Origin of the sequence: Marinobacter sp. 3-2, from assembly GCF_003751355.1 — a bacterium.
Taxonomy (GTDB): domain Bacteria; phylum Pseudomonadota; class Gammaproteobacteria; order Pseudomonadales; family Oleiphilaceae; genus Marinobacter; species Marinobacter adhaerens.
This window is the reverse complement of the sequence record NZ_RJUQ01000013.1, coordinates 39,118-51,803: the sequence shown is the minus strand read 5'-3', so window position 1 is coordinate 51,803 and position 12,686 is coordinate 39,118. Positions and strand designations below refer to the sequence as shown.

The following is a 12,686-nucleotide window of genomic DNA, read 5'->3' as shown; positions in this document are numbered from 1 at the left end:
TTAGACAGGACGACGGATGCCGCGATGGTAGTTCATTGAAGATTTGCGAATTCCAGAATCAAGGCGCGCAATTTACCTGCCGCCGGTGAAAGCGGTCTCCCGCAGCGTTGCAAGACACCATAACGGGTCCGAAGAGTTTCAATCCCGGTTACAGAAACGGTTGTCACCTTTCCGCTTTCAAGCAAGTCAGCCACGATCGGTCTGGGCGCAATACTGATGGCCTTGCTGCCGGTAACAATGGCCGCGAGCATGGCAATATTGTCGCACTCTATTCTCCGTTTAAGCCCGCCTTGTTGCGCGCTCATGGCCTGGATATTTCGTTCCATATCTTCAGGAACACGGGTCATGGCCAGGGGGTAATCGAGCAAATCTCCCCAAACGACCCCTTTTTCCCGGGCCAACGGGTGATCATGACGACAAAACACAACAACCTCGGGCTGCCGCAAATGGGTAATGTCCAGGTCCGGATCGCCAGACAATTCGCCGGTATCGGCCACAAACAGCTCTATCTCATGATCCAGCAGCGCAAGGCGCAAGTCCTGCCAGTTATCTGTTCGAATGTTGAGGCGGATTCCCGGGTATTGATCCACAAACCGGGCACAAACCTTATCCATCAGGGCCAGCGCCGGATAGGGGCCAGTTCCGATACTCAATTCGCCTGTCTCAAGCTCGTCGATGGCCTCGACTTCCTGCCTTAAAGATTCTGCCGCGGCCAGCAGGCCCCGGACATGAGGCAGAGCGGCCCGCCCATGCGCGGTTAAAACCACTCCGAAGCGCCCCCGATCGAACAGTCTTGCCCCGAGTTGGCGTTCTAGTTCCTGGATGCTGCGGCTTAACGCCGGTTGAGACAGGTGCACGACCTCAGAGGCGCGAGCAAAACTGCCGCACTCAACCAACGCCATGAAGTGCCGGATGTGTCGTGTGTCCATGGCACTATATCTATGCGTTTTGCGCATGTTAAGTCAAGAAACATTGCATTGGATGAACGGAACACCTCGCTTCAGACTGCAGTTACGTGGCGCACGATTCAAAACCAACAAAACCCAGGTGCCGCCAAAAAGAGGAGATTCCGCATGCTACCCCTATTCAAGAAGGCCATGCTGGCAGCGTTAGGTGCCGGTTTGCTGTTCCCGGCGATCGCTCAGGCCGAAACCTCCAAGCCGGCAACTGCGGTGACAGCAAAGGTTAACCAGGCAGTCCTTAACGAGCTGCCGTTTGCTGACACGCGATCATTTGAGGATGCGCGTCGTGGTTTCGTGGGTGCGCTACCGAATGGTCGGGTAGTGGACGAAGAGGGGCATGTGGCCTGGGACATGGAGCCCTATGCCTTCCTCAATGGTGATTCAGCGCCGGATTCCGTTAACCCAAGCCTGTGGCGCATGGCGCAGTTGAACGCAATCCATGGGCTGTTCGAGGTGGTGGATGGCATGTACCAGGTCCGCAACATGGATCTGTCCAATATGACCATCATCGAGGGCGACAGCGGCCTGATCGTTATTGATCCCCTGCTTACGCCTGCCACGGCCCGCGCCGGTCTTGAACTCTATTACCAGCACCGAAGCAAGAAGCCCGTTGTGGCCGTGCTTTATACACACAACCATGCGGATCATTTCGGGGGTGTGAAAGGTGTGGTTAATGAGGAGGATGTTCGGGCCGGGAAGGTGCGGATCTATGCTCCGGAGGGGTTCATGGAGCATGCCATTGCAGAGAACGTGATCGCCGGCAATGCGATGACCCGTCGTGCCACCTACCAGTTTGGCGCCGGCTTGCCTCCAGGGGTTAGAGGCCATGTTGACACCGGGCTTGGCAAGGCATTGGGTAGTGGCGGGCTCAGCCTCATTGCACCTACGGATACGGTACCTGACAACGCCAACCTGACCATTGATGGCATTGATATTGAGTTCCAGATGGCCCACGGCACCGAAGCCGAATCTGAGATGATGATGTATTTCCCCCAGTTCAGGGTGCTCAACACCGCCGAGATCACCAGCCAACACCTGCATAACATCTACACCATCCGCGGAGCCGCGATTCGGGACGCCAATTCCTGGTCCAAATTTATCGATAAGGTGCTGGTTCGCTTCGCCGATCGCGCGGAGATTCTGGTGGCGCAGCATCACTGGCCGATCTGGAACCCGGAAGACATCACGCATTTTCTGGAAGTTCAAAGGGACCTTTACAAACATATCCATGATCAGACGGTTCGTATGATGAACCGTGGCATGTTGCCCGGGGATATTGCTGAAAACCTGCAGGTGCCTGAAAGCCTGAACCAGGAATGGTCAGCGCGCGGTTATTACGGAACCGTCAGCCACAATGCCCGCGGTGTATATCAGCGCTACATGGGCTGGTATGACGCCAATCCCGCCAACCTAAACCCTTTGCCACCTCGTGAAGAATCGAGACGCACCATTGATTACATGGGCGGCGAGGCGGAAGTGCTCCGAAAGGCCCGTACAGACTTTGCCGACGGCGACTATCGCTGGGTGGCATCAGTAATGCGACATCTCGTGTATGCCAACCCTGAAAACCGTGAAGCGCGCGAACTCGGGGCGGACGCTCTCGAGCAGCTTGGCTATCAGGCTGAGGCAGGCACCTGGCGTAGTGCCTACCTTGTTGGCGCGCACGAATTGCGCCACGGCGTGATTACACCGAAACATGTGGGGCTGCAGCCAGACCTGATGCAGGCGCTGGAAACTAGCATGTTTTTTGATGCCATGGGGGTAAGGATTGACCCGGAAAAAGCGGCCGGAAAGCACCTGGTGATCAACTGGTCCATCACCGACAAGAGAGAAGATTATCGGCTGAACCTCCAGAACGCCACGCTGACCCATCGGTCGGGGGAGCTGGACGAGCATGCCCACGCCAGCGTGAGTATGTCCCGAGCGGTTCTGGACAATATCCTCCTGCAAAAAACAAGTTTCCCGGAGGCGGTGCAGGCAGGCGATATCCAGGTTGAAGGATCAGTGGAGGCCTTCTTTGGCTTGCTGCAAATGCTTGAACAGCCGCCATCAAACTTCGCCGTCATTGAACCGGTGGCGGTGCAATGATCTACAACAGCTTTGATTACATCGTCGTCGGTGCCGGCTCTGCCGGCTGTGTACTGGCAGACCGCCTGTCAGCTGACGGCCGATATTCTGTCTGCGTGCTGGAGGCCGGGCCCGGCAAGGGTTCGTTCACAATCCGGACGCCGGGCGCTTTTGCTGCCCATATGTTCATCAAGACATACAACTGGGCGTTCAACGCCCGACCCGACCAGCAACTGCGTGGTGGCCAGCCTCTGTTTACCCCTCGTGGCAAGGGGCTTGGGGGGAGTTCGTTAATCAACGGTATGTTGTATGTGCGGGGCCAGAAAGAGGATTACGACGAGTGGGAGGCTCTGGGTAATGAAGGCTGGGGCTATGCCGAGATGTTGCCTTACTTCCTGAAATCGGAACACCACGAGACACTGGCCGGAACCCCTTATCACGGCAAGGGCGGCAACCTCTATATCAGTGCCCCGGAAACGGCGGAATATCCGATGTCTGGAGCCTTCGTTGATGCGGCCCGGCAGACCGGTTTTCACTACAGCAGTGATTTTAACGGCGCCGAACAGGAAGGTGTGGGGTATTTCCACCTGAACATCAAAAACGGCCGTCGGTTTGGTGTCGCCGATGCGTACCTGAAGCCCGCGATGAGCCGCCAGAACCTCACCGTGCTTACCGAAGCGCGAGTCAAAAAACTGGTGCTCGAGGGGAATCGGGCCGTTGCAGTGGAGCTTCGCCACAAAGCCAGCGACCTTGTCTTGAATGCGAACCGGGAGATCATCCTGAGTGGTGGAGCTATCAATTCACCACAGTTGCTTCAGCTCTCCGGCATCGGGGATCACGATGCGCTGGAAAGCCTCGGTATCCGGTGCCGGCACGAATTACCGGGAGTGGGCAAGAACCTCCAGGAGCACGTGGATGCCTGTGTGCTGGTCTCAAGCCGGAAAAACAACGGCTTCACGGCCTCGCTCGGCGGCCTGCTGAAAATGGTCCCGGATACCATCCGATACTTCCTCAGTAAACGGGGCAAGCTCGCTAAATCCATCACCGAGGCTGGCGGTTTTATCAAATCCAGTGACAGCGTTAATCGCCCGGATGTTCAGCTCCACATGCTGCCGCTGCTGTTTGATGATAGCGGTCGGGACCTGAAACTCATGTCCAACCCCGGTTATTCAGTGCATGTCTGTGTGCTGCGGCCGAAGAGCTCAGGCACCGTAACCATAACGTCGGCCGATCCGTTTGCGGCGCCGGAAATCGACTACAACTTCTTTGCCGATCCCGATGACTGCAAAGTCATGGTGGATGGTATCCGCCAGGCCCGCCGGATTCTCGCGGCGAAGGCCTTTGACGATTATCGGGGTGAGGAACTCCACCCAGGCGCAGATCGCCAGTCTGACGAGCAGATCATCGAAAAGGTGAAGAAAAAGGTGGGCCTGGTATACCACCCGGTGGGCACCTGCAAAATGGGAACTGACAGGATGGCGGTCGTGGACCCACAACTCAGGGTGCACGGGCTCGAGGGCCTCCGTGTGGTGGACGCGTCCATCATGCCACGGCTGATTAGCGGCAATACCAACGCGCCTACGATTGTCATTGCCGAAAAGGCTGCTGACATGATCCTCGAAACGGCGGAGGGCTGCGATATCTGATTGTCAGCTTATAAACGAAAGCGGACATTCGCGACGATCAAAAATGATGGCTTTTTTCCCACCAAAACGATCGAAATGAAGCGCATTATGAACCTGGCAATCGATCAAAAAGACTCACGGTTCCCGCCCGTCGATCACCCAATATATGCGTGTAGATTTCAGTTGTTCTGATATCGCTGTGCCCGAGTATTTCTTGCACCGTTCGAATATCACTTTCAGATCTTAATAACTCTGTCGCAAAGGCATGCCGAAAAGTATGTGCCGTGACTCGTTTATTAATGCCACTGGCTATAACTGCCTGTCTTAATTGCCGCGAATAGGTTGAGTGGTGAAGATGGTGTCGGCACACATAACCGGCTATTGGATGAACGCATCGGGTTGATGAAGGAAACAAGTATTGCCATCCGAGGTCTTTCATTACGGGCCCCTACTTTTTGTGCAGAGAGGCAGGAACTGAAGTGAGCCCAAATCCATCGGCCAGATCAGATTCATGAACTGCCCTGACATAGGTTTGCAAGATAAAGACCTTTAGTCATTGCCGTCCCCATTCATTTCCTCCCATTTCAACCAACCGAGAAGCGGCTCGTCGAAAGGAAAAGGCGAGATCATTGGCAGACGATAATTGTGCCAGCGACACGCCAATTCGACCCGTCGCCGACCACTCATAATATTCTCCCTCTTTGGTGCGAATCATGGTGGTCGCAAAGGAACTTGAGTTTCCTCCCTTTTCATTGACAATCAATTCTTCATCTCCGTCGCTGCTTTCGGCTTGCGCTTCAAAATCAACAAACAACTCGTCGAGCGGGACTTGTGCCGCCAGCACCAAGCGGGTGCGAGATTCATAACACGCGTCAATGAGGGTCACGAATCGTCGTGCTTCGTTGAGGTGATTGGCGTCCAGTTGGGGGACGCGCTCCATGATGATGACCGGAAATCGGCGGCAGAGAGAAATATAATCGGCCGCCCCGAGCGGTTGGTAGCACAACTCGGAAAAGTCAAACCAGGCGCACCGGTCATTCAATCGGGTCACCTGGACGGTGCGACCAAAGAGGACGGGAATGATCTCGGCCTCAGTTCCGGATGCAGTGCTACCAAATATTTTTTCCAACTGCGCTTGCATGTTGTTTTTACTATTATTATCACTATGAACTTTCTTGTTTGACCAAAAATAGGATTGACCATCCGCTCGATTTTCAAGTCGATAATCCTTGCTGGAATCCTCCATGGAAATAATGTCGAATGTGTGTTTTAACATGTCTATGAAAGGCAAAAAGAGGGAGCGGTTGATGCCTCCCTCATACAAGGCATCGGGAGAGCGATTCGAGGTAGCCACTACCACCACATTCAAATCCAATAATAATGAAAAAAGTCGCTTCAAAATCATGGCATCGGCAACGTCTGTCACTTGAAATTCATCGAAACAGAGGAGTTGGGCTTCTTGTGCCAATTGTTGCGCGATGATGGGAATCGCATCACCTCGTGGGTACTCCTGTTTGTAGGCAAAGATGCGATGATGGACGTCTAGCATGAACTCATGAAAGTGGACGCGGCGTTTGGTTATGTTTATGTGTTTGTGGCTGTCATTAGTACAGCAAGAATTATCATCAGGAACAGAAACCGATGCGTAAAAGAGATCCATTAGAAAGCTCTTGCCGACCCCGACCGGTCCATGAATGTACATGCCTCGCGGTGGTGGACCAAAAGACCACAAATGGAACTTCTTTCGAAGAAAAGACTGAGCGTGTGCCAAGGATCGCGCCAGTAATCGTAACAGTGGACTGCTGTTTTTAAAGCTGCTTTCTGTCGGTTCGTCGCTGCGTACTGATACTGGTGGGAGCGAGGTAAGAGACTCGTGCAGGGCATCGAATTTTGCCGCCAGAGCGACCTGCGCGTCATCTCGTCGCACCTCCCCCGCATCCACCATGCGTTTATACGCTGCTGTCACGGGGCCTGGCGGGAAGGACCGCCAAGCGACGCGATGTTGTGCTGTCATATTCTTCATCACAGTCTTGATCATGGAACTGATGGGTTTATTAACATGGTGGTATGGTACGCTGGATTTCTGTATGTGTATCAAATTAACCCTGACACACCTCCTCTATTTTTAACAAAAGATTTGCTCATAGGCGCCGATATTCAAGTCGACAATCTGTTTAGTGCAATGTGAAAACGCCTAGGCTTCAGAGTATAGGTAAAATAAAACGTCATTTTTCCTAAACTTAAAATACATGACGCCTCATGTTTTCCATATTGACATCTATTTAATGTTATTTAGAGAGTGAAAAGTCTTCTATTTTTCGTCTATTAATCAACGTTTCCCACGTAGGTAAGCATTTAAGACAAGCGTCTCCTTAAGATGTGCAAACCTGTTTTGAGTATAAGTTTTATTTAAAAAGACTTATCTGAGGCCAAGTTTGATTAATCAAATGATGATACTTCTATCAATATAGTCTGATAGTTCTAATTTTCTATCGTCAGCTATAGTTCTATTGTTCGCCTTTTAAAACTAGAGCCTAACGACCGCAATTGAACTCAAGGTCTAATTGAGCCAGTCAGTAAGCTTGTGGGGCGGCAAGATACGTAAAGCGGAAGCTGACCAAAAACTCTTATTACCTTCGCTAATTGAACAAGCGGACGTTCGCCCGCTCTCAGTTATCTTGACCTGCTCCCCTCTAGCTTAACCGTTTTCCGTTTCGTATGAATGTCCGCTTTGCGACCGATTGCCCTATTTGGAGGAAGAAACCCACTTCTTGAGTCATACTTAAAGGCCCCCGCCCTGAATAGGGGTTGTACGGCCTCCCGTCACCCTCTATCAACCAACCTCACGAGAGGCAATGGTATGACTCACTTCAACCTATTACTCCCAATCACCCTGACGATGCTCGTTCTTGTGCCCTTCGTCGGTGCAAAAGATCAAGAAGCACAGCCGCTTCTCTACCAGACAGGCGACCCCACCGAATGGCCTCCCGAGCTGGACGCAGTCATCGCCGCGCCGGAAAATCACACAGTGCTCCTGGAAAACGAGCGAGTGCGCGTGTTCGAAGTTACCCTCGCCCCCGGTGAACTGGAGAACCTGCACCATCACCGTTGGCCCAGCGTTCTTCACATCACGGAGGCAGGTCACTTTATTGACCGCAACGCGGACGGCGAAGTCATCTTCGACTCCCGGGAGATGAGCGGGCCGCTAACGTTGCCGCTGACGATGTGGAAGGATCCGGAGGCTCCTCATTCCGTCGAGAACCTGAGTACTACGCAGAGGCTCAGGCTCCTCCGGGTCGAATTGAAGCAGTAGGGGGCGCTAATTCGGCAGGCCGGGGTTCTGGCGGCGCTCTCTCAGAGCTTCGCCACCAAGCCGTCTGACCAGTCGCTTAGGCGCCGTTCCGGCCGTAAGCCGCCACTGAGCGCCCTAATCAGGGAGCTCTTAAGCTTATGCGTTCGAATTAAAACCTGAATGTTTGCTTTGCGACCGCCGGTTACGAATAAATAGCGGTCAATTATTTGCGCACCGCAACGAAAAGCAATTCGTTTTATCCTTCCAGAAAATATGGAAAATAGAAATATCGATCCTGGACCAACAGAGCGAACAGCGTGGAATACCTCGTTTCGATGTGGGAGCTGGCTAAAGCCGGTGATAAGCAAGGTGTCGTATTTTTCATCGCCCTTTACTGCTTTTTGATAATGAGTCTTTCACTCATAGGCCAGTTGAGAATGCGACAGTGGCCTTCAGTCAGAGGCAAATTGCTGGATGGCGGCACCCGCACCTTCGGCGGGAGCGATCGATATGACGCTGATACTCGATATGTTGTTAGCGCGCTCTATGAATATGAGGTCGATGGCAAAAGGTATCAGGGCAAACGTGTCTCACCTTGGATCTTCGTCACCAATCGAAACGCTAGGGGTATTCTCGATCATCAGTTCAAAAGTGTGGATCGGCACGGGGACTTAATTAAGATTTTCTATAACCCGAACAACCCGAAGAAAAGCACACTGTTAAAGCCCGGTAAATTCGGACTTTGCGTATCTTTCGCAATTTGGATAGGCCCGCTGCTAGCCTACGGGGCGTCTTATCATTAAACCTCGCCGATGATGCCGGCAACTGAAACTGAGATCTGAACGTCCGCTTTGCGACCAAAGGTTTCGACAACAAGGCGTTTTGGATTCATAGATAACGCGGAGTGGCTGTGCCTTGGAGATGGTGAGGTGGAAACCGTGCAATGGTCTTTTTACTGAGTGATATAGCAGCGGCCTAAAGTGACTGGGCTCCAGCAAGGCACAATTTGGGCACAGGCAAATAAAAAAGGCCTGCGTTTTCACGCAAGCCTTTGAAAATAATGGCGCGCCCGATAGGATTCGAACCTATGACCTTTGCCTCCGGAGGGCGACCTCAAAGGTAGGCAGCAACCGGTCTAAATCGGTGAAAAATCTCAAAGATCAAATGCCTAAAGCAAAAAACGCAACCCTACAAAACCCCGATGTATCAGCATTTTAAGCCAATTAATACCGAAGTGTGGCACATATCTGTCAGGTAACCGATGTCCGGAAACAGGACATTTGATCGTTGCCCACCAGGCACCCTAAACGGATATTTGGATCCGAATTTGTCAGGTCGGGGAGTTCACAATTGTCAGGATTTCAGTGTCTGGAAATCGGACACGCTTTAGGATCCGGAGAAAATTAGATCGTTGAATTAAAGAAACAATCTCATTCTTGCCACCCTGTTTCGATAAATTTTGTTGAGCGTGACTTGCTCGGAGAAATGCAACCTCGGAGTGGCTTCTCACTTAAACGAGGTCGTTTATGCTGCGACTTAGAGCGGTGGCGACTTATTGTAAGTCTCTAGTCTTGGGCGCCTCAGTAATCACGACTAGTTGTTTGGTTGAAAACGCCTCGACCGCGATGTACCACGGGGTTTTCTGGGTCCTTTGCGGCTTGAACCGAGATTGATTGCTGTCAGGTTTCAGCACCTGGATAAGTGTCTGCACTGAGCGGATAGATTAACGCCTCAGAGATCCCTAATGTTTTTAAAACGCCTCAGTTTCCTCTTGCACTGTTAACGTCGCGGCTTGCCTGGCAGGAAATATTAACGCTACCCGGAATACCTATGACGGCCGGATTTGCTCTCTTTACTAAGCTGATTCCGCTCTACGTAACGGTTGCTCTGGGCTGGATTGCGGGCCGCTATCTGGAGGCCAACAGCCGAAACATAGCGGGCATCATGCTTTACATCGTGACCCCATCGGTCGTTTTTTCCGGTGTGATGGCCGCGCCGCTTTCAACAGAAGTTATCCTGTTGCCCTTTCTCATTTTTGCGATTGCATCTGTACTAGGTATTGTCCAGATGAAAGTAGCAAGTAAGTTTCTCAATGATGGCAGTGCCAACATCATCCCTTTGTGTGTCGGTTCAGGAAACAACGGATACTTTGGAGTGCCGGTAGCGCTACTACTTTTTGGAAAAGAGGGGCTGGGGCTATACATCATGTGCATGCTCGGAACAACGCTTTTCGAAAACTCGGTGGGTTTTTATCTCGCCGCACGAGGTCAGTTCGGAATTAAAGACGCCCTTTTCCGGGTTCTGAGGCTCCCAGCCGTGTATGCCTTTATTGCCGCTATGGCGATGAATCTTTCTGGGGTCGACATTCCAGAAATTTTCGTTCCGCTTTTCGATAATTTCAGAGGAGCTCACAGTGTTCTGGGCATGATGATTATCGGTATGAGCATCATCAGTTTCCGTGTATTGGCAGGCAACATTCGTTTTACGGCAATGGCCTTTTTTGGAAAGTTCGTGATCTGGCCCTTGGTTGCGATTGGCTTCTGGTGGCTGGATGCAACATTCCTGGATATATACGACTCAGCTGCCCACAAAGCGATTTTCCTGATCTCAATCACGCCAATACCTGCGAATGCTGTTGTTATCGCCACCTTGATGGATGTGTCACCGAGCCAAGCAGCTGGAACGGTTCTACTGACTACAATTTTTGCCCTTGCTTTTATACCGATCATGATTTCTCTAGCATTCTGACCGCTTCGATTTTTAATTCCTCGCAGTATCCGCTCTCAGTTCATTGCCAGCACCTGCAGATTTGCGTTCGGCGCAACGCCATCAGGCGTTTGCTTTATCGGGGGCTTGCCAATGAGAGAAGGGCGTTTGATTGGTTGTTGATTGATCATGCCGTTTTCTTTAAAGTGAATGAATTAATAATAAGTAAATGAGGCAGCTGATGTTTAGTCAACAACTTGCAGGCGGAACAATCCTCCATGGGGCACACCCGGAAGAAGTGTCATCCTTCGTCAATAAGCATATCGGACATCATAGACTCGAAATGGTCGGTGGGCAGGAACAAAAGTCACGTCTAAGTTTCAGGGAGTTTGCCGGATTTGGTTTGTCTCAAATTAGCTACGGAAATTGCGTCCGGGTAAAAAGTCCTGAACTGGAATCCATTTACCACCTGCAAATCGTCACCAAAGGGGAGTGTGTCTGGCACCAGGCTGGCGAACGGATGAAAGTTCGCAGTGGCCAGGGCCTTATGGTGAACCCCTATGAGAAAATTGATCTCGAATATTCAGAAGATTGCGAAAAGTTAATCATCAAAGTTCCTGAGTTAGCATTGATCAACGCCCGGGAGGTGTCTCTTCGGCGGTTGCCAGAAAATGGTATTCGTTTTGATCGGATTCCCGTCGATCTCAAATTATGTCCGGCACTCATCAAAATTATTGAAGCCGTTTTTTCGGAGCTTGATGATGCCGAGGATGAGGAAATAAGCGCAGTCGGAGCGCCTTACCGGGACATCATACTCAAGAAGCTGCTGAAAGCTTTTCCGAGTAACTGGTCAATTGAAGAGGGCGAAACTGCTCATACGCCCATGCTGGGTAAGATGCTGAGGCACATAGAACAGAACGTGCATCGCAATATTGATATCGAAGAACTCTCCAGCGTCTCTAATATGAGTGTTCGATCCATCTACAATGCCTTTTCAAAAGCCTTCGCAACGACTCCGAAGTGTTACATTAAGCAGTTGAAATTGCAGAAGTTGCGGGAAGATCTCATACAGGGAAAATGCCGCAATGTTACCGAGATCGCGCTGGACTATGGCTTTAGCCACTTGGGCCGGTTTTCGTCGGATTATCGAAAATCCTTCGGCGAATTGCCCTCTGAAACCCTGCGAATGGCCGGTTAAGCCCGGCCATTGCCTTCTCGTTGTTGCCCGCAAATCTGGCGAGTGACCCGTTTACTGCACTCCAAGACCTTTTCGAACAGAAATGAGCCTTCGCTAATATCTGTGTCCCTATCAAGACCCAACAGTGTGATGACGGTGACAATGCTGCCGTTAATATCGAACACGGGACAGCTAAGCACATTGATTTCGGGAAGGTAATCGCTGAAAAACGCGCAGTAGTTATCCCGTTTGATGGTGTCCAGATGAAGTTGCAGTTCGTCTCGGGTGACGGGCTTGCCCCGATGTTTTGGGAGTGACTTGGAGTTCTCGTAGTGCTGGTCTATCAACTCCTTGCGTCGTTTGTCTGGTAAGTGGGCCAGGTAAATCCTTCCTGACGCAGAGTTCAGTGGCGATAACTCCGCGCCCAACCTCACGTTGACCGAGATTGGCTGGCTTGAATCCAACCACTTGATGATCAATGGGCCGTTACCATTCCATACAGTCACGGAAACCGTTTTGTCTGTTTCTTCATTAAGCCGATCAACAGCCGCATAACTCAATTGAATGGGGTTAATGCGCCGGAGCGCAGAAATACCGAGAGTCAGGCTGGAGTTGCCGAGAGTATACTGGGTCTGATTCACCTGATTGATATAGCCCTCTCTCAGCAAACTGACGAGGTACTTGTGAGCGCGGCTAGGCGAAAGGTCCAGAGCGCCCGAAAGTTCCTTCAGGGTCGGGGGTCTGGATGCTACGGATATGTAGTTGAGTATGTGTAATCCAATTTCCAGCGAACCGATTCCTTGTCGCTTTGTGGTCTCTTCTGCCATTGACGTTACCGTTTTCGAATGACTGGTTCT

The 12,686-nt window shown here is 51.5% G+C and carries 10 protein-coding genes; 6 read left to right on the top strand and 4 right to left on the bottom strand.

Features of this window, described 5'->3' with window-relative positions; all coding sequences use genetic code 11:
• Positions 1-32 precede the first annotated feature (32 nt).
• Positions 33-929 (bottom strand): LysR family transcriptional regulator, encoded by an 897-nt coding sequence (locus EDB94_RS07640; RefSeq protein ID WP_108017997.1) that lies wholly within the window; start codon positions 927-929, stop codon positions 33-35.
• A 144-nt stretch (positions 930-1,073) separates the two neighbouring features.
• Here EDB94_RS07640 and EDB94_RS07635 point away from each other — a divergent pair, with 144 nt between their 5' ends.
• Entirely contained in the window at positions 1,074-3,050 is a 1,977-nt protein-coding gene (locus EDB94_RS07635) for an alkyl/aryl-sulfatase (protein ID WP_181259019.1), read from the top strand.
• The gene (locus tag EDB94_RS07630; protein ID WP_108017996.1) at positions 3,047-4,675 is read left to right on the top strand and encodes a GMC family oxidoreductase; all 1,629 of its coding nucleotides are present in this window, start codon (positions 3,047-3,049) and stop codon (positions 4,673-4,675) included. The genes EDB94_RS07635 and EDB94_RS07630 overlap by 4 nt, the downstream gene beginning before the upstream one ends.
• 85 nt (positions 4,676-4,760) lie before the next feature.
• Here EDB94_RS07630 and EDB94_RS07625 read toward each other — a convergent pair whose 3' ends face one another.
• Both EDB94_RS07625 and zapE read right to left on the bottom strand, forming a co-directional pair.
• The gene (locus tag EDB94_RS07625) at positions 4,761-5,093 is read right to left on the bottom strand and encodes a tyrosine-type recombinase/integrase (RefSeq protein ID WP_311316506.1); all 333 of its coding nucleotides are present in this window, start codon (positions 5,091-5,093) and stop codon (positions 4,761-4,763) included.
• A gap of 114 nt (positions 5,094-5,207) precedes the next feature.
• Entirely contained in the window at positions 5,208-6,692 is a 1,485-nt protein-coding gene (gene zapE / locus EDB94_RS07620; RefSeq protein WP_108018542.1) for a cell division protein ZapE, read from the bottom strand.
• Between the two features lie 822 nt (positions 6,693-7,514).
• Between zapE and EDB94_RS07615 the strand changes: the two genes are divergently transcribed.
• The 4 genes from EDB94_RS07615 to EDB94_RS07600 all read left to right on the top strand — a co-directional run bounded on the left by EDB94_RS07615 (position 7,515) and on the right by EDB94_RS07600 (position 11,850).
• Positions 7,515-7,967 carry a hypothetical protein gene (locus EDB94_RS07615; protein ID WP_108017995.1) on the top strand — a complete coding sequence of 151 codons (453 nt, stop codon included), beginning with the start codon at positions 7,515-7,517 and terminating at the stop codon, positions 7,965-7,967.
• Between the two features lie 296 nt (positions 7,968-8,263).
• Positions 8,264-8,749: a DUF3592 domain-containing protein gene (locus EDB94_RS07610; protein WP_108017994.1), complete on the top strand. Its 486-nt coding sequence runs from the start codon at positions 8,264-8,266 to the stop codon at positions 8,747-8,749.
• A 1,027-nt stretch (positions 8,750-9,776) separates the two neighbouring features.
• Positions 9,777-10,694 (top strand): AEC family transporter, encoded by a 918-nt coding sequence (locus tag EDB94_RS07605; protein ID WP_108017993.1) that lies wholly within the window; start codon positions 9,777-9,779, stop codon positions 10,692-10,694.
• Between the two features lie 199 nt (positions 10,695-10,893).
• Positions 10,894-11,850: an AraC family transcriptional regulator gene (locus tag EDB94_RS07600; RefSeq protein WP_108017992.1), complete on the top strand. Its 957-nt coding sequence runs from the start codon at positions 10,894-10,896 to the stop codon at positions 11,848-11,850.
• On the opposite strand, the gene EDB94_RS07595 is transcribed toward EDB94_RS07600, so the two are convergent.
• Positions 11,847-12,656 (bottom strand): IclR family transcriptional regulator, encoded by an 810-nt coding sequence (locus EDB94_RS07595; RefSeq protein WP_094182557.1) that lies wholly within the window; start codon positions 12,654-12,656, stop codon positions 11,847-11,849. The genes EDB94_RS07600 and EDB94_RS07595 overlap by 4 nt on opposite strands.
• Positions 12,657-12,686 lie beyond the last annotated feature (30 nt).

Coding starts and splice junctions, on each gene's coding strand:
- EDB94_RS07630 (WP_108017996.1), top strand. CDS start 3,047: ATGATCTACAACAGCTTTGATTACATCGTCGTCGGTGCCGGCTCTGCC.
- EDB94_RS07605 (WP_108017993.1), top strand. CDS start 9,777: ATGACGGCCGGATTTGCTCTCTTTACTAAGCTGATTCCGCTCTACGTA.
- zapE (WP_108018542.1), bottom strand. CDS start 6,692: ATGATCAAGACTGTGATGAAGAATATGACAGCACAACATCGCGTCGCT.
- EDB94_RS07635 (WP_181259019.1), top strand. CDS start 1,074: ATGCTACCCCTATTCAAGAAGGCCATGCTGGCAGCGTTAGGTGCCGGT.
- EDB94_RS07595 (WP_094182557.1), bottom strand. CDS start 12,656: ATGGCAGAAGAGACCACAAAGCGACAAGGAATCGGTTCGCTGGAAATT.
- EDB94_RS07640 (WP_108017997.1), bottom strand. CDS start 929: ATGGACACACGACACATCCGGCACTTCATGGCGTTGGTTGAGTGCGGC.
- EDB94_RS07625 (WP_311316506.1), bottom strand. CDS start 5,093: ATGAAAGACCTCGGATGGCAATACTTGTTTCCTTCATCAACCCGATGC.
- EDB94_RS07600 (WP_108017992.1), top strand. CDS start 10,894: ATGTTTAGTCAACAACTTGCAGGCGGAACAATCCTCCATGGGGCACAC.
- EDB94_RS07615 (WP_108017995.1), top strand. CDS start 7,515: ATGACTCACTTCAACCTATTACTCCCAATCACCCTGACGATGCTCGTT.